Raw genomic sequence first — 23,029 nt, forward strand, 5'->3', positions numbered from 1 at the left:
AGGCTGCCGAGCCATGCGGATGGTGTTCACGGCGGTGCCCGACGATGTGTTCTATCCCGCCCAGGAACGTCTTGCCGCCGCCGTCGAGCGGTGGGCCCGCAAGCAGCGCCGCGATGTGGATCCGTTCGTGATCGAAGCGCTGGTCGAGCACCGCTGGGCGGACGGCGACGGCCTGCTGTGCCGGTGGCAGCCGGAGGATCTGCGTGAGGCGTTGTGCGACTGGTTTCCGCGCCGGGTCAACCTGACGGCGCAGGAGACCTCCGCACTGCTGGCGAGCGTCCACACGTTCGTCGACTTCCTGTTCGCCGAGGACCTGGCGGATGCACGCTGTGCCGAGCCCCCGACGCTGCACGCGCTGATCGACGAGGTCGCGGCCGAGGTGGCGGCCGCGATGCGCGACGAGGGCCGGTACGGCCCGGCGAAGTTCTGGACCATGCGAATGCTCGCGGCCGGGGTCGACATCGACGATCCGCAGCAGACCCAACGTTACATCGACGACCTCCACGCCGGCCGGATCGAGGTGGACCAGCGCCTCCTCGATCGGGTGATGGCCAACCACGAGCACGCCATGGGCAACGACCGGCCGCCACCGGTACCACCCGCGGATGTGCCCACCGATGCCGAGACCGCGGCGCTCGCGGCATCATCGGTGATGCTCGGCCGGATCCGTGGCTTCGCCGACTGGGTCGGCGCCGGCCGTCCACTGACGACGACGGGCCGGTTGCCGCTCGCCGACGCGGCCGAGCTGATCCCGATGCTCGGCCTTGCCGACGAGCTCGATCCGGTGATCGGCGACAAGGTGTCCAAGACCCGCAGCACCGACGAGCTGTACGAGACCTCGGTCGTGTTCGCCTGGGCCAAGGCGGCCCGCGTGGTCCGGGTCGTCAAGGGCAGGCTCCTGCCGGTCAAGGTGGCCGCGCGGCTGCTCGCCGATCCCGCCGCGCTCGCTCACCGGGCCTTCGAGGCCTTCTTCGGCCTCCGTGAAGCGGTCTGCCCCGCCGGCTATGCGGCATCGGTCATCGGCTGGCGCTTCGAGGAGGCGACCTTCGCGCTCGGCATGGCACTGTACGTCGCCCGCGAGCCGGTCAGCGTGCGGGAACTCGGCGACCTCGCGTTCGCGGTCGCGGGCGAGGCGGCCTTCATCGACACCGAGGCACCCGACGCCCGGCCCCTGCGGCACGCGTGCGACGACGACCTCGCCGCCCTGCTCGAACAGCTCGCCCTGCTCGGCGTGGTCGAACTCCAGCCTGGCCACGCCGCGCTCTCGCCACTCGGCTTCGCCCTCTTCGCCGATCATCTGCGCCGGCAGGGCGTCACCGTCCCCACGCTGGAGAACCTGCTCACCGAGACCGCCGAGGTCGTCATCGCCCACGCGGCCGACGCGCCACCCGCGGTCGGCGACGCCCTCCTCGACCGCTGGCGCCAGGCCGACCCGGGCATCGCCACGAAGGAACTCCTCGCGCTGGCCGCCCGAACCGACGACCCCAACCACCGCAGGCTCGCCGAGACGTACGCCCGCGCGACGGACCGCGCACCGGCCCGAAAGCTCCACAGCATCGGCGAACGCCGCCCCCGACGACCGAACCGGCGCGGCCCACGCTGATCCCGGCCGTCCTCAACCGCTTACGAAGGGATCGAGGCGATCAGCTCGTCGACGTCGAGTTCCGCGGAGGCATACGGAACGGGAATGCGCTCCCCCTGAAGATACTCGACCCGCGACCGATAGCCCGTCGAGATCGGTCCGGAGTGCTCGTAGATCGCTTCCTGGGTGATCACCCAGGAGACGGGATAGCCGGCCCGGCCGTAGAGCTTGGCTTTGACATTGAGATCTTGGATTGTGGTCTCGTCGGCGACCTCAATCACGAGCAGCACGTCAGCAGCATTCCAGACTGACAGCCTCGTCCCGATCGTCCCGATCGGCTCCGCATCAGCCCGACGGACCCAGCAGTCAGGATCTGGAAGCGACCCTCCGGTTGGCAGTGTCGCGGTCGTCACCCGCACCCCGGCTCGCGGCAGCAGTGCAAGCAGCTGGCCAACAGTGTCGCCGTGCCAAGAACCGACTACTACTGGCCAGATCTCTCCTTCGACGAACTCCGCCCGGTGGTCGAAAGCCTTGGCTTCCCAGGCGCGCACGAACTCGCTTTGGCTCCATCGGTAAGCGAGCTCGGACTGGGTCATGAGCCGAAGCCTAGCAACCGGCGTGACCTGCGGCTCGACTCCGCAACCGAGAGCAGTGCCGGCATCGCCTGCATATTCCAGCGTTTGCGGCCCGCTCGGCATCCTTTGCCGACACCGGCTTGCGGTGGCGAGGTTGTGGCCCTAACATCTTCACCACGAGCTACGGATACCCGAACACAGAAGCGGCGGCCATCCCGACTTGACCGCAGGACGACCGCCGCACCACCTGTTGCTACATCTACACCGATCGTGACCTTATGACTCGGACGCTGCCCGATAGAGCGGACACGTTGGGGGCCACTGCGCACGAGCGGCGACATCTGGCTGCTACTACAGCCAGATGATCCAGGCACAGACAGCGAGTGCTGCGAGTGCGGGGAGTGCTGCGCTCAGCACCGCAATTCCTCCTTGGGGTTAAGTGTGCTGGATCATGAAAGCGGCCCGCCGCACCACAACACAACGTGACCGAAGCATCGTGATCAATTTGTGATGACTTCGGGTAAATCGTCAGACTAATGGCGAATTTAACTTTGTGCACATGCGCACAGAGTTCGGGCCACATGTGCGGATTTCGGCCAGGGACGGCGTCCACCACTGCCGGTACAGTCACGTACAGATCGAGAGACGGCACTCCCTGTCACATCGATGTCGCCGGTGTGCGCGTCCTCGCGGGACTGTCACTGGAGGCCGTGATGCCCGACGAAATCGCGCTCGCCATCGCTACCACGCTCGCTACCAAAGGCGCCGAGGCGGTCGTCGCCGAAGGCCGGACCGCCCTCGCCGCGCTTGCCGGGATGATCCGCGACCGGTTCCGCCGCGGCAGCCGCGAGGCCGACGCCCTGCGGGAGGCGGTCGCCCGTCCGGAGGACCGGGAGCGGCAGCTCGTCCTGGCCGAGCTGCTCGGCCGGGCGCTGGCCGACGACCCGCGGTTCGCCGGACGCGTGCTCGCCCAGTGGCGCGCCGTCCAGGAGGAGTTGACGCTCGAGCGCGGCGCGGTGATCAACCACTTCAGCGGCGCCGCGGACAAGGTCGTCCAGGCCAGGGACGTCCACGGCGACATCACCCTCTGACGTGTACGGCGAACCGCCCCCACCGGCGTCGAACGACCTCTCCGGCACCGTCCTGGGCCCCGCCGTGCAGGCCGGCTCCATCCGCGACGTGCACATCCACCAGCCGGCGGCCTCCGCACCGATACCACGCCAGCTGCCGCCGCCGGCCGCCCACTTCACCAGCCGGGCCGGCACGCTCGCGCACCTCGACGCGCTGCTCGACGGCGGCGGCCGGACGCTCATCGTGCTGACCGGGCCGGGCGGCGTGGGCAAGACCGCGCTCGCGCTGCACTGGGCGCACAGCGTCCGGCGGCGGTTCGTGGACGGTCAGCTCCACGTCGACCTCGAAGGGTTCGGCGCCGCCGAGCCGGTCGACGTCGCCGACGCGCTCGGCGCGTTCCTCCGGGCGCTCGGCGTCGCGCCCGGCGGCATTCCCGCCATGGTGGCCGAGCAGGCCGCGCTGTATCGCACGCTCACCGCCGAGCGGTCGTTGCTGGTGCTGCTCGACAACGCGTTCTCGGCCGCCCAGGTCCGGCTGCTGATTCCCGCGTCCGCGACGAGCACGGTAGTGCTCACCAGCCGGCGCCGGTTGTCGGAGCTGGTTGCCGACGGTGCGCATCTCGTCGAGGTGTCACCGCTGCCGACCCGTGACTCGGTGGAGCTGCTCGCCCGGACCGTGGGGCCCGGGCGCGTCGCCCGGGAGCCTCAAGAGACCGAACGGCTGGCCGAGATCTGCGGTGGGCTGCCGCTCGCGCTGTGTGTGGCGGCGGCCCGGCTGGCGGCTCGGCCGATGCTCTCCGTCCGCAACGTGGCCGACGAACTCGCCGACGAGGCGACGCGGCTGACCGGGGTCGGCGTGGCGGAAGACCGCACGGTACAAGCGGCCTTCGACGTCTCGTACCGCCACCTCGACCCGGGTGCGGCCGCGCTGTACCGGCGGCTGGCCCTGCACCCCGGCACCGAGTTCGGGCCGGGCGTGGTCCGCGCCGTCGCCACCGCGATCGACCCGGCGACCGCGCACCGGTCGATCGAGCCGTTGCTCCAGGCCAGCCTGCTGCAGGAGATCGACGAGGAGCGGTTCCGCTACCACGATCTGGTCCGGCTGCACGCCCGGTTGAAGGCCGACCTGGACGAGCCGCGCGACGAGCTGCGTACGGCGGTCCTGACGCAGGTCGAGTGGTACCACGCGGCGGCGCGGCGGGCCGACGCGGTGCTGACCCCGTACCGGCGGCGCCCCGCATACACGCCGGTGACCGGACCGGCGGGCCTGCCGCGCTTCGACGCCCGCGAAAGGGCCCTGACCTGGCTGGAGCGTGAGCGGGTCAACGTGGTGACGGCCGGGCAGGTCGCGCTGGAACTCCCCCACGCGGAGCTGGCCTGGCACCTGTGCGACGTACTGTGGCCGCTGCTGCTGTTGCTCAAACCGCCGCTGCGGGACCGATTCGAGATCCACCGCCGGGGCGTGGCCGCGGCGCGGCTGTGGGGCGACGCCTGGGCCGAGGCCGTGATGCTGACCCGGCTCGGCCGGGTCTGCACGAGGCTGGGCGACGCCGCGGCCGCCGAATCGAACCTGCACGCCGCGATCCGGCTGTACGAAACCGCGGGCGATGCGAAGGGACGGCTCGACGCGCAGGAGGGGCTCGCCTCCGCATACCTCGCGGCGGGCCGGGTCGGGCCGGCCGTACACCTGCTGGAGGAGGTCCTCGCCGGAAGCCGCCGGCTCGGTGAACCGCATTCCATCGGTCTGGCGCTGATCACGCTGGGCACGGCGCTGCCGAAGGCCGGCCGGGCGGCGCAGGCCCTGCCGCTGCTCAGAGAGGCCCGGGCCGTGTTCGACGGGTTGACTCACGTCGACCCGTACAACGGGGTCCGCGCGACGGCGGGGCTCGCCGGTGCGCTGCTCGCCGTCGGTGACCCGGCCGCCGCGGAGGAGGCCGCGACCGAGGCCGCGCAGCGGATGCGCGCCCTCGGCGCGGTGCACGAGGAAGCGGAGGCAACGGTACTGCTCGGTCGCATCGCGCGACGGCGCGGTGACGTCGCCGCGGCCCGGCGCCACTATCTGGCGGCGATCGAGCTGTTCGCCGCCGCGGGATCGCCCCGGGCGTCGGAGGTCGGCGACGAACTACGCCGCTCAGGCGAGCCGGGATAGGCCGTCAGCGGGCCGGGCCGAGGAACCGCGGGGCCGGGACCGGCTCGGGCCGTCGGTGCTGCCCCGGCACACGCAGCCGCAGCAACCGATACATGGCGCGCCGGATCTGCGGGCCGGCCTGACCGGGCCGGGACGTCAGCGCGGCGGCGACGGCCGGTGCGTCGAGCGGGCCGGCCTCGCGTACCTGTGGCAGGAGTGGCCGGCCGGGGTCCAGCCGGGCGGCCGCCGCGGCAACCAGGTCGTGCGCGGAGCCCGGTGCGGTCGCGGGCCGGCGGCCACCGACGTAGAGCAGCGGCCGCCCGATCGCCGCGGCGTATACGGTGACCGACCCGTGATCGCCGATCACGCAGTCGGCCGCGATCACCAGGCTGCGCCAGTCAGCGGTCGGATCCAGCAGGAGCAGACCGGCCTCGCGGCAGTCCCGAAGCCATGCCGACACCTGCCGGCGGCCGTGGGCGCCCCAGATGGCCGGGTGCAGCATGGCGGCCACACGGTACCCGGCCGGCAGCTGGTCGAGCAGTCGCGGGAGCAGATCCGGCGTGCCGCCGAAGAGCCCGTCACCGCCCCAGGTGGAACTGACCACGACCAGCCGGTGGTCGTCGCTGAGGCCCATGGCGTCGCGGTACCGCCGGCGCAGTGGCAGGCTCACGACCAGCCGGTCGAAGCACGGGTCACCGGCGAGCACCGCGACGTCGAGGGCTTCCGGGCACTGCCGGCTCAGCACCGCACGCTCGTTCTCGTGCGCCAGGATGAGCGCGGACGCCAGGACCCGGCCGTCGCGCGTGAGCCGTGCGGCGTCCAGCCCGTAGACGACGGGGTCCGCGAGGACCGGACCGCCGGACCGGCGGGGACGGGAGCGTTTCCCGCGCCCGGCGCCGTGCGCCGTCACCACGATCGGAGCGTGCAGCTCGTGCAGCCCGCCGTAGGCCGCGGCGACCGCCAGGTCGAAGCGGTGCCGGGTCGCCTGTTCCCACGGCAGGACGCAGGCGCCCAGCTCCGCCAAAACCTGCGGCACCGCGTGATTGAATACGTCGGGCGCGACCGTGAAAACGACTTGAATGCGTGAATCACATTCAATTTGGTCGACGATGTCGAGCAGTCGGTGGCTGGTTGCGAGCGTGTGCACCACGACGAGTACATAGCGACACCCAGATCGAGTACTCCATGCGTCAGAGTCAATACTCATCGGCATTCTGAGCCAGCCTTGCGCGATCATGTGAACAACCCCCTCAGCGATCTTCGCGGTAGAGGAAGCGTGCGGTTCACCGATTGCCTGACCCATTGATCCGCACCTTGCAACCCGCTTGCCGACAGGCTGGACGGCGCGGTGTCAGATCTCCGTCTATCTGCACACCGGCTTGTTGCGCCGCACCGCGCGGGAACACACTGAATGCGACCGCAGGGGTGCGATTGGGGGCAGCTGCATGGACTTCGTGATCCTCGGGCCCACGGCGCTGAAGGTCGACGGGCGACGCATTCCGCTCGGGGCCGCGAAGCAGCGCGGCATGCTGGCGGTACTGTTGTATTACGCCGGAGAAAACGTTCGGATCGACACGATAACCGAATTCCTCTGGTCGGATCACGGCCAGACCGATCACCGGACGAATATGTACGCGCTGGCCAGCAGAATCCGTGCCGCACTGCACCGGGTGGGCCTCGGCCACGCGTTGCTGCGCTCGCCGAGCACCAGCGCCTACCGGCTCGACGTCGACCCCGGGCTGGTTGATTTTCATCGGTTCCGGCGACTCGTGTCCGCCGGCCGCGCCGCCGCCGAACGGCGCGATTTCACAGCCGCATCGCAACTGCTCGGCGACGCGGTTGCCCTGTGGCAGGACGAGCCACTCGCGGACCTGCGTACCGCGCCGGCCGAACACCTTCGCGAAACCATGGGCAACACGCTGCTGGAGGCCCGCAAGCTGCTGGCGACGAACCGGTTGCGGCTCGGACAGCATCATCGGGCCCTCGTCGAGCTCGAGCCGCTCATGGGCGCCGACGACGTCGACGAGACACTCGCCCAGCTCTGGATGGATGCGTTGTGCGCGGCCGGCCGCGACCACGAGGCGCGCAAGTACTTTCACGCGTTCCGGCGCCGGTTCCGCCGGCTGATGCGCGCAGAGCCCGCCGTCGCGCTGCCACCGGCGACGCCCGGCGCAGGCGAGCGCGCCACCGTGGTCGTACATTCCTTGCCGCCGGCGAGCACCGCTGCGCCCAGACAGCTGCCCAAGGACGTCAGCGACTTCACCGGGCGGGAGCCGCTGCTGGCCGCCATCGACACGCTGGTCCAGCCGGACGGCACCGGCGTGGTGGCGCTCAGCGGCATGCCGGGCGTCGGCAAGACCAGCCTTGCGGTCCACTGGGCCCACCGCCACCGGCATCGCTTCCCGGACGGGCAGCTCTTTCTGGACGCGAACGCCTACGGGCCGACCGCACCGGTCGACCCCGAAGACGCGCTCGGGCGCTTCCTCGAGGCCCTGGACGTGCCGGCCGATCGGATGCCGGCCGGCCTGGACCGGCGAAGGAACCGGTTCAACCAGTTGCTCGCGGGCCGGCGGCTGCTCGTCGTGCTCGACAATGTCCGCGACTCCCGCCAGGTACGACCGTTGATCCCCAGCGCCGCCGAGTGCCTCACCGTGATCACGAGCCGGAACCGGCTGCGCGGCCTGACCGTCCGCGAGGGGGTGCCCAGCATCACCGTTCCGCCGTTGCCGGACACCGACGCGTTCGCGTTGCTGCGCCGGACCGTCGGTGCCGAGCGGGCCGACGCGGAACCGGGCCCGGTCGGCGCGCTGGCCCGGCTGTCCTGCGGGCACCCGCTGGCACTGCGCATCATCGGCGAGCACGTCGCCGAGCGGCCCCGGGCGGCCATCGCCGACCTGGTCGACGAGCTCACCGCCCGCCTGCTGGACGCGGACGGGGAGGACGACGAGGAGGCGAGCCTGCGGACCATGTTCGCGTGGTCCTATCAGGCGCTCGTCCCGGAAGCGGCCCGCCTCTTCCGGATGCTCGGCCTGTACCCCGGTACGAGCATCGGACCCGAGGCGTCGGCGGCGCTGCTCGGCACCGGCGTCGCACCGGCGGAGGCCCTGCTCGACATCCTGGCGAGAATGTGCCTGATCAACCACGACACGGCCCGCCGGTACCGGCTGCACGACCTGCTGCGCCGGTTCGCCGCCGATCGGGCCGGCGAGGACGACCCGCAGGTGCGCACCGACGCCTTGCGGCGGCTGCTGGACTGGTCGCTGCTGAGCGGCGTCAACGCGGTGGCGGTCCTGGCGCCCGACCGGCAACCGGTGCCCGACCTCCCCAAGGCGACCACGGTCCGGCCGCAGACGTTCACCGGCGACACCGACGCCATGGCCTGGTGCGAGGTGGAGCGGGAGAACCTCGCCGCCGTCGGCCTGTGGGCCGGGCGGCACGGCTTCGACCGGCATGCGTGGCAACTGCCCGAGATTCTGGTGGAGCCGTTCCAGCGGCGTGGGCACCAGGAGGAGATGCTTCCCCTGCTCAAGTCCGCCCTCGCCGCGGCCGAGCGCGACGGGCACCACGTCGCCCAGGTCGGCACGCTCAACAACATCGGCACCGCGTACTTCGCGCTGCACGACCATGCGAATGCGGCGGCCAGCATCGAGCAGGCGCTGCGGCTGGCCCGCCGGATCGGCTTCGCCGAGGCGGAGGCGGCGTGCCTGCACAACCTCGCGACGGTGCACCTCAGCGACGGCGACGCCGCGCTCGCCGCTCGTATCCACCGCGACGTGGTCGCCGTCTGCCGTGCTACCGGCAACCCGATGGGCGAGGCGTCGGCGCTGCACAGGCTCGGCGACGCGTTGCGCCAGCTGGGTGAGCACCACGAGGCGGCCGCCCACTACCGCGCCGCGCTGGGCCTGCGTGAGCGCACCGGTTCACTGCGCGGGCAGGGCGCGATCCACCGCGCGCTCGCCATGCTGTACCTGGACCTCGACCGCCCCGACCGGGCGCTCGGCCACGGCGAGCGCGCGCTGGACATCCACGGCGGCACCCGGGACGATCCGGGCCTCTGCGATGCGCTCATCACCATGGCCGACATCCATCGCCGGCTCGCACGGCCCGACGAGGCGCTGCGCGACGCCGAGCAAGCGACCGCGCTGAGCCTCGATCTGGCCGACACCCGCCGCCGGTGCCATGCCCTGGCCGTCCTGACCGACGCCCTCACCGCGTCGGGCGACGAGGCGCTCGCAGCCTGCCGCCGCGCGGAGGCGCTGGCGCTCATCGAGGAGATCGACGATCCGCAGATGCGCCCGACCCGGGACCGGCTCCTCGCGGCGCGGCACCCGGCCGGCGTGGGCCGGGGTGAAGGGGCGGCGAGCACGTCCGAATCCCCGGCCCCGTCAGGGCTCGCGGTAGCCGACGTCGTCCCGCTCGGCGGGAAGGTCTCCTGTGACTGAGCGCGTTAGATGGCGAAGTTCGCCGCCGACGCGGTGCAGCCAGTCCCGGGTGCGGGCCGCCACGTCGCGACGGGTACCAGCGGGCCGAAGTCGATCGGCAACGTCGTCCAGCGGGTCCACATCCAGGCAGGGCAGGGGCGGCGGGCCGAACGCGGCGTCCGTCAGCGGAGTGATCATCCAGATTGTCGTCATGGTCGAGGCGGATTGCGTCATCGCAGGAGCGGGGCGAGGCCGTCGAGGAGGCGCTGGAGGCCGAACTCGAAGAGCATGTCCAGGTTCCAGACCCCGTCGTCGGCGGCGATGAAGCGGGCCATCAGCGGGAGCCGCCCGTCGGCCAGGACCGTGCCGATCCGTTCTTCCTGGGCCTGCATCCACTGGGTGTCGGTCAGGCCGCTGTCCTGCTCGGCCTGTGCCTCCTCGGCCAGGTTCACCGCCGTGCCGCGCACGTAGTTGGCCACCGTCACCGCTGCCGTGAACTGTGCGTTCAGGTCGAGTCCGCGCCCGTCCAGGGCCCGCATCGTCCACTCGGTGTGGGCCATGGCGTGCGGGGCCGGCAGCGGCCGGGTGAAGGAGACCGCCTGGGCCAGCCAGGTGTGCCGGCGGTACATCGCCCACTGGAGCTGGGCGATGGCCTCGATGCAGGCCCGCCAGCCGTCGCGGTCCGGGTTGAGGCCGGGCGGCGGATTGTCGCCCATGACCTTGTCGATCATGAGCAGCACCAGCTCTTCGCGATCGGCCACGTGCCGATAGATCGACATCGTGGGGATGTCGAGCTGGCCGGCGAGCCGGCGCATCGACAGGCCGTGCAGGCCCTCGGCGTCGGCGATGGCCACGGCGGTGGCGACCACCTGCTCGCGGTCGGGGCCGGGTGCTCTACCCGCACCGGCCGCGGCGACCACGGTGCCGACGCCCCGCATCGGTTCGACGAGGCCCCGCTCGCGCAGGGTTGCCAGGACCTTCGTCGCGGTCGCCATCGCCACCCCGTACTCGGCCATGAGCTGCCGGGTCGACGGAATCCTCGCTCCGGGCGCGAACTCGCCAGAGGTGATCCGGTCGGCGAGATCGGCGGCGATCCGGCGGTACGGCGGGTCCTCCACAACAGCCTCCCGTGCACTAGAGCAGTCACGGTACCCCGAGGACGAATCCGGGGGACAGCCTCACTATCACCGGTACTAGTGCACTCATACGCTGTACGACATGACTGAATGTCGTTCGTCTGCCACCGCCGGGCGGGTATTCATCGACGGCACCGAGCCCACCACCACCGGGGCGCCGCGATGACGAAGTTCCGCCGACGGCGGGTCGGCTTCGTGTTCCAGGACTACAACCTGCCGCTGCGGCTGGCCGGGCCGCGGGCCGACGGCAAGCGGGTCCGGGAGGTGCTCGCCCTTCTACCCTCGGGCGTCGACCAGTACGGCCGCACCGTGGTCATGGCGACCCACAACCCGGTCGCGGCCTCGTACGCCGGCACCGTGGTCTCGCGAGGCTCGACGCCATGAATGTGCTCCGACCCGACCGGCAGGGCCATGTCCTGGATGTGGCCGCCGAGAACAACGACGACGCCCGGATCACCGTTGTGGACGCGTTGCGCGGGATTGCGCTGCTGCTCATCCTGCTGGTCAACGTGTGGTACTTCAGCTCCGGATATGAGTTCCAACTGGTCGACGATCCGGCGTACGGTGCGCTCGACCGGCTGGTCGCAGGTGCGGTGGAACTGCTGTTCGCGATGAAGGCGTACCTGCTGTTCTCATTCCTGTTCGGCTACAGCTTCACCCTGCAACTCGACTCGGCGGCCCGGCGTGGGGCGGCCTTCGGCCGGTCGTTCCTGCGCCGGCTGTCCGGGTTGTTCGTGCTCGGGGCGCTGCACGCGGTGCTGCTGTTCCACGGCGACATCCTCACCACGTACGCACTGCTCGGTCTCGTACTGTTCGCCGTCCGGCGGATCGAGCCGCGCACCGCCCTGTTCGCGGCGGCGGTCATCGTGGGCGTGATCGCGTTCGTGGTCGGTCTGGCCGCGGTGCTCGGTGCCGCGGTGGTCCCGGACGAGGCCGCCGCGATCGCCGCCGGTGCGCGTTCGACGGAGGCCCTCCGCGGTGGATTCGGTGATGTCGTCCTGGAACACCTGCGCTCGTTGCCGGCGATGCTCGGCGCACTTGCCGTGCAGGGGCCGTTGGCCTTCGCCGCGTTCCTCGTCGGTCTCGCCGCCGGCAAGCACCGGATGCTCGCCGACGTGCACACCCACGAGGCCTTGCTGCGCCGATGCGAGCGGGTCGGCTACCCGGTCGGTCTGGCCGGCGCCACCTTGTTCGCGATCGGCGGCGGCACGGCGAACCTGACCGGGCTGATGGTCAGCATCGTCACCGCGCCGTTGCTCGCGGCGGCCTACGCCGCGACCCTGCTGCGGCTGTTCACCCGGCGGCCGCGCGTCGCGGCCGCCCTGGCGCCCGCGGGACGCATGGCGCTGACGAACTATCTGGGCCAGTCGCTCATCTGCGTGCTCGTCTTCACCGGCGCCGGGCTGGGCCTGGCCGGCCACACCTCGCCGGCGCGGACGCTGCTCATCGCACTGACGATCGTTGTGGTGCAGGTGGCGGCCAGCTCGTGGTGGATGCGGCGCTTCCGGTACGGCCCCGTCGAATGGGCGTTGCGCGCGTGGACCCACAGCAGGCGGCCTGCCATACGGCGATAGGCCCGACAGCTCACAACCAGCTGCGCGCTGCCGGACGGCGACCTTCATCGACCGGCCGGCAGCGCGCGGCGTCCAGGTGTGCGGCCGTCACGCCGGCTCTGCTTCCGCAAGCGCTTGGCCCACCTGCTGCGCTGGTCAAACTGGCGCCGATGCGACCAGGCCGCCGCCCGGCGCGCGCACTATCGCCGCAGACCCGCTACAGGACCGGGCGGCCGAACCGGGCAGTATTGGGTGCGTCGTCCGCACCAGGTCGCGCGGCGTGCGCCACCGCGATCCGGCCCGACTATCGCGTATCGCCGGGGCGGTCAACGATGATCATCTTTGCGTAGATGATCTGGCGGTAGACGTCTCCTCGGTGGATGACGGCGTCACCGTCGTCACCGTGGGTCACGTGGTCCTTGATCGCGACCATCCGCTCGCCGATGAACTGGTAGGTCTGCTTGTCGAACAGCAGCTCCTGCGACAGATAGCCCTCGATGATCCGGCCGAGACCGACCGCCGGTCGTCCGTCGATGTTCACCGCGTCGGGGTTGACCGTCATCTCGGGCTTCCGTGCCAGGTGCCGGAAGATCGCCGCTTGCACGTTCGGCGGCACCACGTACTGGCCGATGAACGCATCCAGGTTGACGCCCATCGACCCGGGCCCGGGCACGCCGTCCGGAATCGTGTCCGGGTCGGTCATCGAGGTGATCGTCGACCAGGCGATCCGGTCGAAGAAATCGCCGCCCTCCCCGCGCTTCGTCACCACGAGCCGGCCATCCCGGTAGCTCGCCCTGGTCTGCCCGTCGACGCTGTTCCACTCCTGGATCTTGCGAGTCTCGCCCTGGCCGGGCCGGATCGGGTCGTTCGGGTGCTGGTTCTCGTAGGCCGGCTTGTTGCGCAGCTCGAGCGTCTCGATGTACATGAACTGGTCGGGCCGCGGGTCGGTCCACGGCCGGCGCTCGGCCGTCCAGGCGGCATTCTCCAAATACTCGGCGGCGCTGGCCGGGCGGGCGAACGGCAGGACGGCGCTCGTCGCCGGCGCGGCCTTCGGCGCCGGCGCATGGTCGTCGCCCCTTGTCACCGCCACGGCGGCGACGACCGCGGCGGCGGCCGCCACGGCGACCCCGGCGGTAATCGCGAAACGGATGCGGTGTCGCCGGTCCTTGCTGGTCACTCGCGGCTCCCTCGACGACATCCGCTGCTGGAGGGCCGCGCGGGCCCGGTTCTCCGCCGCCTGGCTGGGGACGTCGTCGGGCCCGAACGCCTCATGCAGTACACCCGTCACGTCCATCACTCACTCACCTCGATCTCGGCGCCGAGCGCCTGCCGCATCTCCTGTCGCGCCCGGTGCAACCGGGACCTGGCCGTACCGGCGGGAATGTCCAGCGCCGCCGCGGCCTCCTGCTGGGTGAGCCCCGCCCACGCCACGAGCAGCAGCACCGCTCGGACGGGCTCGGGCAGCCGCCGTAACGCGTGGGCGAGCCGGCCGCGCACGGCCATCGCGTCGAGCCGCCCGGCGACGGCGTCGGCGTGGTCGCCCGCTTCTTGCGGACCGGCGGCCTTGGCCAGGGCCCGGTAACGGCGCGTCTCGGCCCGCGCGTGGCGGGCGATGAGATTCGAGGCGATGCCGTACAGCCAGGGCCGCACGTCGGCGCGTGCGCTGTCGTAGCCGTGCCGCCGGTCGAACGCGATCAGGAACGTCTCCGACGCGACGTCCTCGGCCAGGTCGGGGCCGAGGCGGCGGGCCGCGTACGCGTAGATCTGCCGGTAGTGCCGGTCGAACACGGCGGTGAATCGCTCGGGCGCCCGTTTGGCCTGCTCGATGAGGTTGGCGTCGGCGTCCGGCCCTTGCGCCGTGCCGGGCTGTGTCACCACGACCAAGTCCGCCTCCTCCACGTCGTCCACAGGTGCATCACACCCATAGTTCGCCGCAGGCGGGGAAAGTGTTCGCTACGGCGGCCGGCACCGGGCGCCCTTGCGGGTCGACGGGCCGGCGGGTCGCCGGCTGGCAGACTTCTCGCCATGCCGAATGTGTACCCGACCGGTGTGGTCGTCCCGAGCGTCGAGGGCAGGCCCAGCACATCGGCGCTGGGGCGGGCCGTGGTGGCCGACGCGCTGCGCGGTGTCGATCCGGTCGGGGCGCGGGCCGCCGAGGCGTCGACCGACTGGCGCCACGACTACCTGGTGCACTTCCGGCGGCTTGTCGAGGCGGGGCTGCCGTCCCGCGACGCGGCGCTGAGGATCGCCCGCGACGGGCTCGCGTCGCTGCACGAGCGGATGCGGTACCGGGGAAAATCGGACGGTGGCGAGGAAGCCCTCGATGCCGCGTTCATTGCGGGTGGTCCCCCGCTTTCGACGGTGACCGTGACGGGACGGGCGGAGCCGGAGCGTGAGCTGATCGTACCGTACCGTGGCCGCCACCTCGCCGGTGCGGAGCTCGACCGCCAGCTCGGGCACTGGGTCGCCGCCGGTGCGATCGAGCGCTCCTGCGCCGACACGGTCAGGACCGTTGCCGCGAACCCCGGCTGGCTGTCGCTGCCGGGGCGGCGCGTCGTCGTCCTCGGCGCCGGCGCGGAGATGGGCCCGCTGTGGGCGCTGCTGCGCTGGGGTGCCGACGTGGTCGCCGTCGACCTGCCCCGGCCGGCGATCTGGCAGCGGCTGACCGACTTGGCCGAGCGGCACGCGGGCCGCCTCCACCTGCCGGTGGCCGGCGAGGAACGGGGCGCCGACCTGCTGCACGATCTCGGCCGGATCACCGAGTGGATCGAGGGCCTCGACGGTCGGCTCGTGCTCGGCAACTACGTCTATGCCGACGGGGCCCTCAACGTCCGGGTCGCGATGGCCGTCGACGCGCTCACCGTCCGCCTTCGGCAGCGCCGGCCCGACCTCGGGCTCGCGTTCCTGGCCACACCGACCGACGTGTTCGCCGTACCCGACGACGCCGTCGACGAGGCGAACCGGCGCTACGCGGCGGCGACCGGCATCGGGCGGTTCCGGCGGCCGCTGCGGGTGCTCAGCGCCGGCCGGCTGCTCACCCGCAACTACCCGCCCGGCCGCTATCCGGGGATCAACGACAGTCTGGTACCCCAGCAGGGCCCGAACTACGCCCTCGCGAAACGGCTGCAGCGCTGGCGGGCGGCCGAGGCCCGGGCCGCTGGTGTGCCGGTGTCGTTCGCGGTCGCACCGGCCACCCGCACCCGCAGTGTGGTGAAGAACCGCCTCCTGGCCGCCGCGTTCGCCGGCGCCCACCGGTTCGGCATCGAGGTCTTCGAGCCGGCGACCAGCAACACGCTCATGGCCGCGCTGCTCGTCCACGATCTCAACGCCGCTCGTCCGGTCCACGAGCACCCGTGGCAGGACGAGGCTTACGCGGCGGCCCACGGCGGGCTGTGGCGCCAGCCGTACTCCGCCCGCAGCGCCCTCGGCATCGCGGTCCTGATGGGCATCGGCGCCACCCGCAGCTGAAGCCGCCGATCGAGCGGCTCGTGATCATGCGCCTATGATGCTGAGGAGAATCGTTCGCAACCACCCCGGAATGGTCCGGGGTTGCCGGGGCAAGGCTTGGCCGGTGAGGCTGTCGATGACGGCGGTCGACCCGCCGGGGAAGAACCGCCGTTGGCATTCGGGCAATCACCGTGGCGCCGCGTCGCCGGGCTTCGCGGCCACACCCTGGCGGCCGAAGCGGAGCTCGTAATGCTGCTCGGCGTCCTGGGAATCCGGCTGAACCTGGTCGTGCAGCTCCTGCTGGCCATCCGCGAAGGGCTCGACCGCGCGACCAGGCCGTGGCTCTTCCTGCTCCTGCTGGCTTTGATGATTGTGGAGTCTGTAGTCGTGACGACCTGCGCGATGCGAGCGCGGAAGTTCACCGGGCTGGGGCTGGGCGGCGCCGACGTCGCGATCATCACCGTGCTCATCGGCGCCGAACGCTGGTACAGCGCACCGGATGACCGGGTGGGAACCTGGGTGGCATGGGGGTTCGGTGCCGGTGCGGTGGCGGCCGTCACGGCCGGCGCGGCGCTGCCACGGTGGTGGCACACGATCGCCGGTTGCCTCCTGATCGCCGGCGTCTACCTGACGGTCAGCATTCCGGGTGGCCAGACGTCCACCGCTGTCACCAACGCGGTCGGACTGGTGAGCTTCGCCGTGGTGTCACGACTGGTCGCGTCGTACCTGCGCCGGCTCGCCGCCCTCGCCGACCAGGCGCGGGCCGAGGCGGTGCTGGCGGCTCGGCGCTCCGAACTCGACAAGCACCGGCTCCTGCTCCACGACCAGGCCACCGTGCTGCGGCTGCTCAGCGAGCCGGTCACGGACCCGCGCCTGCTGGCGCTACTGCGGCGCCAGGCCGCAGCGGCCAGCCACGAGATCCGGTTCTTCCTCAGCGCCGAGCGCCGCGACCCGCCGATCGAGGACGGACCGGTGGACCTTCGCGACGTGATCACCGCGGCCGCGAATGAGTTCCGTGACCTGCCGATCACCCTGAACACGCAACTGGTCAGCGGAGTCGAGGTGCCCGACGGGCTCGCCACCGCCATCATGCGTGCGCTGCGCACCGTCCTGCTGAACGTCCGCGTCCACGCCGGGGCGCACGCCGTGACCGTACACGCCGACGCCGAGGCGGACGGCTGGGAGATCACGGTCGTCGACGACGGCGTGGGCTTCGACCCCGACCGCACGCCACTCGGATACGGGCTGTCCCACCAGGCCGGAGACCATCTGCGGCGCTGGGGCGTCACGACGGAGATCGACTCGGCGCCGGGCGACGGCACCCGGATAACCCTGCGTGTACCGACGAAAGGCACGAGCGATGGACCCGAGAACGCGCCGCGTCGCCGTCGTCGATGACGATACGGTCGTCCGCGAGGGGCTCCGCGTCCTGTTGTCCACGGTGGACGTCGTGGGGGCGTACGGAAGTCATGGGCAACTGCTGGACGCCGCGCCCGGGGTGGACGTGGTGGTACTCGACCTGAACCTCGACGGGCTCGGCACCGGAGGCGTACGCCATGGCGCGAACGCGGTGGCGGACGTGGCCGCGGCCGGCTACCGCGTGCTCATCTACACCAACGAGCATCGGCTCGCCGTCCTCGCCGGGTGCCTGAGCGCCGGCGCGAGCGGCATCGTGCACAAGACCGAGCCGTTGGAGCGGCTCAGCGAATCCGTACACGCCGTGCACCGGGGGGAGATCGTGATCACCTCGGCACTCGTGGGGCTGGCCGAACTGGCCCAGCGGCAGGGTGCCCTCCCATCGCTGAGTCCTCGGCAATGTCAGGTGCTGCGCGGCCGGTCGCGGGGCGAGAGCTACCGCAGGATCGCGCGCCGCCTGGACATCTCCGAGAAGGTCGCCCACGAGTACATGAGCATCGTGACGGCGCGGTTCGCCCAGTTCCTCAGGGACCACTCAGCCGCCGACCTCGAACGTCACCTCGGCCTCGGCCCCGGAGACCTGCTCGACTTCGACGGCTGAGCAGCGGACTGCCCTCCTACAAGGGCAGCGTGGCGAGATCCGCCGCGATGGCGGTCTTGAGGGCCGCGGGGTCGACTCGGTGCGCCTGCGAGTCGGTGTTCGCCTTGACTTCCACGAGTGCGACTCCCAGGTCGGCGGCGAAGTTGTAGATCGGCGACGCCCCGGAGGTCGAACACCAGGTCGCACGGGCCGCACCGGTCAGCGTTGCCGGTGAGCATGAGAACGCGGGTCCGCCGTCGTTGCCGAGGAAGAACAGGACGTGGTCGCGGTACCAGTCACCGGGCGGCAGGACCTGGACCTCCAGACTCGTCAGGTCGCTCAGCCCGTCAGCGGTGGCGGTGGAGTCGCCGGCACCCCAGCCGCATTCGGTGCCCGGGTACGAATCGAAGTTCTTGGACTGCCACTGCGCCTCCGAGGTCGGCATGGCGCCCGCGCGTGGCTCGTTGTAGGTATGGGTGAGCACCTCGCTGGTCCGCAGCAGCGCGGTCGTCTTGGTCATGATCGTCCCGCAGTCGAACTTGAGCTTCCTCGGCTGCGTGTCCGGCCCAGCGGCGGCCGTCGATGACCCGTCCACCTTGGGTGAGGCTGCGCCGCCCTCGGCGTCGTGTGCGGCGCAGCCGCCGGCACCGAGGAGTGCGAGAGCGGCGACGAGGGCGCGCAGGGCAGGGTGAGAGTGCTTCGACACGAGGTCACCGTAATCACCGGACGCCGGCACGAGCACCCGGAGAAATTCCCGGGTTGCGACAACCGTTCCTCGACCGGGAGTCAGGGGTAGTAGTCCTCCAGCCGCGCCGGCGTCAGCCCGGCCGCCTTGATGCCCTGCAGCGCGGCGATGAAGTCCTCGACGAACTGGTCCCGGAAATGCATGAGGATCACGTCGCCCGGCTGGACGACCTTGACCTCCTGATACCAGACGTTGCCCTGATTGACCGACTCCTTCCAGAAGAACACGGCCTTCAGCCCGCAGTCGTGCGCGGCCCGCAGCGTCGTCGCGTCCTTCTCACCGAACGGTGGCCGGAACAGCGTCGGCCGCCGGCCGTAGAGTTCGCCGAGCCGGTCGGCCGAGCCGCAGATCTCCTGCCGCTGCATGTCGTACGACAGGCCGGTCAGCTTGTTGTGGGTGATCGTGTGCGCCTCGATCACGGCGCCGAGGTCCTGCAGCGTCCGGAAGTACTCCGGATTGTCGCTGATGGCGTTGATCGTGAGGAACAGCGTCACCGGCACGTGCGCTTCCCGCAGCAGCTCGGCCGCCTTCGGATGCTTGACCCAGCCGTCGTCGATGGTGACGAACGCGACCCGCTGGTCGGTCGGCACCCGCGCGACCCACGGCAGGGCGCCGTCCTCGACGGCCGCGGCCGTACGGACGGCGGGTGGGGCCTTGTCGAACCGCGGCAAGCGGTCGGCGTAGACACCGGCGGACGGCGAGGCGCTCGGGGACCCCGACGCGCCCGGCCCGGCAACCGGCAATGCCGACGGATGGGCACCGGCGGGGAGCAGACGCGCGTCGCGAGCGCCGACGTCACGGTCCGCCACGACGAACGCGACCAGCAACAACGCGACCACCAGCAGGCGAACCCAGCGCACCTTGACGACACGGACGAGCATGCGCCGAGCGTAGGCAGAGGTGGACGTACCGTGAGCCGATGTCGAGGGCGAAACCGCGGGCGAACGCCACTCAGAGGAGCGCACTGAGCGGTGTCTACACCTCGACGATCGGCCAGTTCTTGCCGAGTACGGCCTCGATCTGCTGCGGAAGCGACGTATAGACCGCGACCGAGTGGCCGGCGGCGCTCAGCGCCGCGTGGCCGGCGCCGAGTCGGCCTGCCTTCGCCGCCATTCCCCCGATGATCGGCAGATCGTCCGGCCCGTTCACATTCGACTGCGGCTCGTCGATCAGCACGACCGGCAGCAGCCGAAGCACCCGCAGCATGTCGAACTCGTCGTCGAAGCTCAACGCCTGATACGCCTCGATCAGGCAAGTGCTCGGAACCGCCACGGCGAAGCTGTCCTCGGCCGCACGAAACAGCAGTTCGCCAACCCGGTCGACGCCGTGCACGTACGCCATCAACGCACCGCTGTCGAGAACCGCCTCGACGATCACCGCCGTGGCTGCCAGTCCGCCGGAAGAACGCCCTCGGACTTCAACCGTGCGATCGCCTCGTCGCGCACCTCGCGCGGCACGTGCAACTGCTCCCGCAGCGCGGCCGCCTCAGCAGGATCAGGGGCGAATCGTCGATGCCCGGCCCCGGTCAGCGCGTCCTGCATCCGCTCGACGAGCTGACGGCGCCGTAGCGCTTCGGCCACATATGCCGAAACCTGCCCCGCGGGCAGATCCTTCAGCGGACCCGCGACGTCCTCCGGAAGGGACACGGTGAGCCTGACCGTCGTCATACCGAACAGTCTACAACAGTATGAACATCGGCAGCGACCGGCTCTTGGCCTGCGACGGGCGGGTTCGTTGAGTCGGAGTACCGGCGGCTCCGGTGACGGGCGGAGCGAACCAGTGGATCAAGGTTTCGGGCGAGCCCGACGTCTCGTCCGCCGACCTCGAATGTGCCGCTCAGCCCGCCGGCGCCGACACGGGGCGAGGCGGCTGCGACGGCGCTGCCGCCGTAGTGCGCCACCAGTGGCGCGACGCCAGCGCGGCCAGCACGGCGCCGGCGGCGTTGACCAGGACGTCGTCCACGGAGGACACCCGGTCCAGGCGCAGGACGTATTGTGCGGTTTCGACCAGGACCGAGCAGCCTGCCCCGAGCGCCAGGATCCGCGGCACGGACGCCAGCGCCGCGAACCGCATCGGGGCGAAGAACCCCAGCGCCGCGAAGATCAACAGGTTGCCGAAGATCCCGAGCGGCCCCATCGTGAGCAGATCCCGCAGCGGTACCAGGCTCACCCGCCCGGCAACGGTGCCGGCCCCCAGGCCCGGCATCATGGTGATCCATACGAACGGCACCGTCCCGTAGACCATGCCCACCTCGGCCAGCGACATCCGCCACGCCGATGCGACGCCGACGGCACGCCGAGAGCGCGCCAGAGCCCACACCACCAGCGCGGCCAACGGCATCCCGACCAGCATCATGAGCAGCACACCGTTCTCCGTATCGAAGCAGCCGTGCCACCGCCCGGCCATGCACCTCGGAGCGGACATCATGAGCGGCCGCCACACGACGAACACGGCGCCCGCCACGCCGAGGATCGCCAGGCCGAGCAGCACGACCGTGCGCGTGCGGCGGGGCGGTGCGGACAGGGATGCGTCGCGGTTCATGCTCCCATTCAAAACGGAGCACTGTTGCGGGAGCGTATGCGTTTCCTACGCCCGCAATACCCAGCATCCCCAGCACCGTCATCCGGAGCCCGCAGCCGGCGGGCGACGCCGGCGGGCAACCGGTCCACGATCCAGCCCCGGCAAGCGGCGTTCGTGCCAGTCGGCCACCTGAACCGCCGTGGACGCGGGGTCATGATAGGCGATCATCCATGTATCCATGATCCACAGCAGGTTCTCCACCACCTCGCCGTGCAACATCCAGCACTCCGGCAAAGCCTCGCGAGCCGCCTCGTGCCGGATCAGCACACGCGCCACCCACGCAGTCAACTCGCCCAACATGACCACGGCCTGCTCGGCATCCGCCTCGAACCAACTACGCCGACACATACCAAACGCAGGAAGCCCAATTGACGGGTTCAATGTTCGTCCTCAGTGACGGCCCTTCTTTCGTCGCTTGACATTGGAAGGCCTTGAACGATTGGAAGATCGCGGTTTGGAACCGTCACCGACGGTTGCCGTCGCCACGCCGTCACTGGGCACCGGGTCCGCTTCTTCACTTGACTTCCATGTTGATGACATCGACTGCTGTGGGTCAACAAGCAGAGCCCGAAGTTTCCCGCGCGCAGCCGGCCACAGCCTCCCGTAGGGCAGAAGCTGCACACATCGGCCGAAGCACGCGATTCCTCCGGCGGTGAACGCGGCAGCAAACAGGCGTTCGCCAGAGACCAGCGCCAATGCAGCTATGACCAGGACAGCCAGCCCAAACACGGCCGCCGAAACGGCCCGACGGTCAATGAAGCGACGGAGCCGAGAAGGTGACCTGATCGACGAACCAATTGCCACCGAAACGCCAGGCGCAACCTCTCGCAGAGGGGTTCCCTGCTTGGGCGCACGCACATAGAAATAGTGAGCCGTCAGCCCAGCAAACGCAGTGGACAGGCCTTCTAACGGCTGTCCCACCAGCAGAAAAGCCGCCGCAAGGAGTGCGCATATCACCCTCATCGCACCTAGAACAACCAAACGGAGCCTCATACTGTCACGGACAGTTGCGAGACAACCAGCAATTCCGACCGGGCCGGCGATCAACAGCTGCGACGCGGACAACCAGTTGCCGCTGCCCAGCAACGTAGCACCATGCTGCAATGCCACGATGCCACCGCCGGCGAGAGCAGCGCCGAACAGCGTCCTCGTCGACTCACGGACACCAGCGACGACGAGAACTGCCGTTACTACAAGAAGGCTGGCGGCAATGGTCGTGGGAACAACCCACGTCCTTGGCCCCACCGCGGCGACAATTGCATTTCCTGCCGCTGCACACAGCAGGCCGACGCGGGCATACCGGACCATCGGCGCGCGTGACGGAAGACTTCGTAGCCACCCGGCGGCCGCTGCGGTCACACCACCAGCGAGCAGGGCAACAACACCCTTGTAGCGGTAGTCATTGCTCAAGACGTTGATCAGCATGCTTCCAACGGCGCCCATGAGCAGCGACGTCAACTGCGCCAGCCACGTTGGGCGCGTTGGTTCTTTAAGGGAAACCGGTCTCTGCTGAGCCACGGACACTATAGTGCCGTATGCACTCAACATCGTTGAGACTCAAATGCGCCCCAAAGGGCGAGTCGGGCGAATGCGGCGCAAGCCTGCAGTGGCCATTGTGGTGGTCTGCCCAACCTGCCGGCACGCGGCGGCCTCGGCCGTGAGTACTTGCCGGTCTGGCAAGTGTCGGCGCAGCCGGTGCCGTGCCCAAGCGCGGCACTGAGGGGTCGCGAGGTGGACCAGGTCTACTCGACGAGAACCCGCTGATCCGGAGCAAGCGACCGCCGAACACCCGCCTG

Annotated in this window: 21 protein-coding genes; 9 read left to right on the forward strand and 12 right to left on the reverse strand. The window is 70.6% G+C overall.

Annotated elements, in window-relative coordinates; genetic code table 11:
• The first annotated feature begins 13 nt into the window (after positions 1-13).
• On the forward strand, positions 14-1,603 hold the full coding sequence (locus ACQPY0_RS50370) for a hypothetical protein (RefSeq protein ID WP_432978167.1): 1,590 nt from the start codon (positions 14-16) through the stop codon (positions 1,601-1,603).
• A 20-nt stretch (positions 1,604-1,623) separates the two neighbouring features.
• Here the strand turns inward: ACQPY0_RS50370 and ACQPY0_RS50375 are convergent, their stop codons facing one another.
• On the reverse strand, positions 1,624-2,178 hold the full coding sequence (locus ACQPY0_RS50375; RefSeq protein WP_432978170.1) for a Uma2 family endonuclease: 555 nt from the start codon (positions 2,176-2,178) through the stop codon (positions 1,624-1,626).
• Between the two features lie 692 nt (positions 2,179-2,870).
• Between ACQPY0_RS50375 and ACQPY0_RS50380 the strand changes: the two genes are divergently transcribed.
• Entirely contained in the window at positions 2,871-3,248 is a 378-nt protein-coding gene (locus ACQPY0_RS50380; RefSeq protein ID WP_432978173.1) for a hypothetical protein, read from the forward strand.
• Between the two features lies 1 nt (position 3,249).
• Positions 3,250-5,376 (forward strand): ATP-binding protein, encoded by a 2,127-nt coding sequence (locus tag ACQPY0_RS50385; protein WP_432978176.1) that lies wholly within the window; start codon positions 3,250-3,252, stop codon positions 5,374-5,376.
• Between the two features lie 4 nt (positions 5,377-5,380).
• Here the strand turns inward: ACQPY0_RS50385 and ACQPY0_RS50390 are convergent, their stop codons facing one another.
• The gene (locus ACQPY0_RS50390) at positions 5,381-6,391 is read right to left on the reverse strand and encodes a hypothetical protein (protein ID WP_432978179.1); all 1,011 of its coding nucleotides are present in this window, start codon (positions 6,389-6,391) and stop codon (positions 5,381-5,383) included.
• Between the two features lie 592 nt (positions 6,392-6,983).
• On the opposite strand from ACQPY0_RS50390, the gene ACQPY0_RS50395 reads away from it, so the two are divergent.
• Complete coding sequence (locus ACQPY0_RS50395; protein ID WP_432995742.1) at positions 6,984-9,797, forward strand: ATP-binding protein; 2,814 nt, start codon at positions 6,984-6,986, stop codon at positions 9,795-9,797.
• Positions 9,798-10,006: 209 nt separating this feature from the next.
• On the opposite strand, the gene ACQPY0_RS50400 is transcribed toward ACQPY0_RS50395, so the two are convergent.
• Positions 10,007-10,894, reverse strand: a complete 888-nt coding sequence (locus ACQPY0_RS50400; RefSeq protein ID WP_432978182.1) for a TetR/AcrR family transcriptional regulator C-terminal domain-containing protein — start codon at positions 10,892-10,894, stop codon at positions 10,007-10,009.
• A gap of 180 nt (positions 10,895-11,074) precedes the next feature.
• Between ACQPY0_RS50400 and ACQPY0_RS50405 the strand changes: the two genes are divergently transcribed.
• Both ACQPY0_RS50405 and ACQPY0_RS50410 read left to right on the forward strand, forming a co-directional pair.
• On the forward strand, positions 11,075-11,296 hold the full coding sequence (locus ACQPY0_RS50405; protein ID WP_432978184.1) for a hypothetical protein: 222 nt from the start codon (positions 11,075-11,077) through the stop codon (positions 11,294-11,296).
• Entirely contained in the window at positions 11,293-12,486 is a 1,194-nt protein-coding gene (locus tag ACQPY0_RS50410; protein WP_432978187.1) for a DUF418 domain-containing protein, read from the forward strand. The genes ACQPY0_RS50405 and ACQPY0_RS50410 overlap by 4 nt, the downstream gene beginning before the upstream one ends.
• A 283-nt stretch (positions 12,487-12,769) precedes the next feature.
• Here the strand turns inward: ACQPY0_RS50410 and ACQPY0_RS50415 are convergent, their stop codons facing one another.
• Positions 12,770-13,759, reverse strand: coding sequence for a CU044_5270 family protein (locus tag ACQPY0_RS50415; RefSeq protein WP_432995744.1), 990 nt, complete (start codon positions 13,757-13,759; stop codon positions 12,770-12,772).
• Positions 13,759-14,373: an RNA polymerase sigma factor gene (locus ACQPY0_RS50420; RefSeq protein ID WP_432978190.1), complete on the reverse strand. Its 615-nt coding sequence runs from the start codon at positions 14,371-14,373 to the stop codon at positions 13,759-13,761. The genes ACQPY0_RS50415 and ACQPY0_RS50420 overlap by 1 nt, the downstream gene beginning before the upstream one ends.
• A 117-nt stretch (positions 14,374-14,490) precedes the next feature.
• On the opposite strand from ACQPY0_RS50420, the gene ACQPY0_RS50425 reads away from it, so the two are divergent.
• The 3 genes from ACQPY0_RS50425 to ACQPY0_RS50435 all read left to right on the forward strand — a co-directional run bounded on the left by ACQPY0_RS50425 (position 14,491) and on the right by ACQPY0_RS50435 (position 17,929).
• Complete coding sequence (locus ACQPY0_RS50425) at positions 14,491-15,933, forward strand: hypothetical protein (protein ID WP_432978193.1); 1,443 nt, start codon at positions 14,491-14,493, stop codon at positions 15,931-15,933.
• Between the two features lie 228 nt (positions 15,934-16,161).
• Positions 16,162-17,310 carry a sensor histidine kinase gene (locus ACQPY0_RS50430; RefSeq protein ID WP_432978196.1) on the forward strand — a complete coding sequence of 383 codons (1,149 nt, stop codon included), beginning with the start codon at positions 16,162-16,164 and terminating at the stop codon, positions 17,308-17,310.
• On the forward strand, positions 17,273-17,929 hold the full coding sequence (locus ACQPY0_RS50435; protein ID WP_432978199.1) for a response regulator: 657 nt from the start codon (positions 17,273-17,275) through the stop codon (positions 17,927-17,929). The genes ACQPY0_RS50430 and ACQPY0_RS50435 overlap by 38 nt, the downstream gene beginning before the upstream one ends.
• A 16-nt stretch (positions 17,930-17,945) precedes the next feature.
• Here ACQPY0_RS50435 and ACQPY0_RS50440 read toward each other — a convergent pair whose 3' ends face one another.
• The 7 genes from ACQPY0_RS50440 to ACQPY0_RS50470 form a co-directional block, all read right to left on the reverse strand.
• The gene (locus ACQPY0_RS50440; RefSeq protein WP_432978202.1) at positions 17,946-18,614 is read right to left on the reverse strand and encodes a hypothetical protein; all 669 of its coding nucleotides are present in this window, start codon (positions 18,612-18,614) and stop codon (positions 17,946-17,948) included.
• Positions 18,615-18,694: 80 nt separating this feature from the next.
• Positions 18,695-19,534, reverse strand: coding sequence for a polysaccharide deacetylase family protein (locus tag ACQPY0_RS50445; protein ID WP_432978205.1), 840 nt, complete (start codon positions 19,532-19,534; stop codon positions 18,695-18,697).
• A gap of 94 nt (positions 19,535-19,628) precedes the next feature.
• On the reverse strand, positions 19,629-20,030 hold the full coding sequence (locus ACQPY0_RS50450; RefSeq protein WP_432978208.1) for a hypothetical protein: 402 nt from the start codon (positions 20,028-20,030) through the stop codon (positions 19,629-19,631).
• Entirely contained in the window at positions 20,027-20,320 is a 294-nt protein-coding gene (locus tag ACQPY0_RS50455; RefSeq protein WP_432978211.1) for a hypothetical protein, read from the reverse strand. The genes ACQPY0_RS50450 and ACQPY0_RS50455 overlap by 4 nt, the downstream gene beginning before the upstream one ends.
• A gap of 169 nt (positions 20,321-20,489) precedes the next feature.
• The gene (locus ACQPY0_RS50460; protein ID WP_432978214.1) at positions 20,490-21,194 is read right to left on the reverse strand and encodes a VanZ family protein; all 705 of its coding nucleotides are present in this window, start codon (positions 21,192-21,194) and stop codon (positions 20,490-20,492) included.
• A 78-nt stretch (positions 21,195-21,272) separates the two neighbouring features.
• The gene (locus tag ACQPY0_RS50465; RefSeq protein WP_432978217.1) at positions 21,273-21,509 is read right to left on the reverse strand and encodes a hypothetical protein; all 237 of its coding nucleotides are present in this window, start codon (positions 21,507-21,509) and stop codon (positions 21,273-21,275) included.
• Positions 21,510-21,623: 114 nt separating this feature from the next.
• Positions 21,624-22,658: a hypothetical protein gene (locus ACQPY0_RS50470; RefSeq protein ID WP_432978220.1), complete on the reverse strand. Its 1,035-nt coding sequence runs from the start codon at positions 22,656-22,658 to the stop codon at positions 21,624-21,626.
• Positions 22,659-23,029: the final 371 nt, after the last annotated feature.

The organism is Dactylosporangium sp. CA-233914, from assembly GCF_050942935.1.
Taxonomy (GTDB): Bacteria; Actinomycetota; Actinomycetes; order Mycobacteriales; family Micromonosporaceae; genus Dactylosporangium.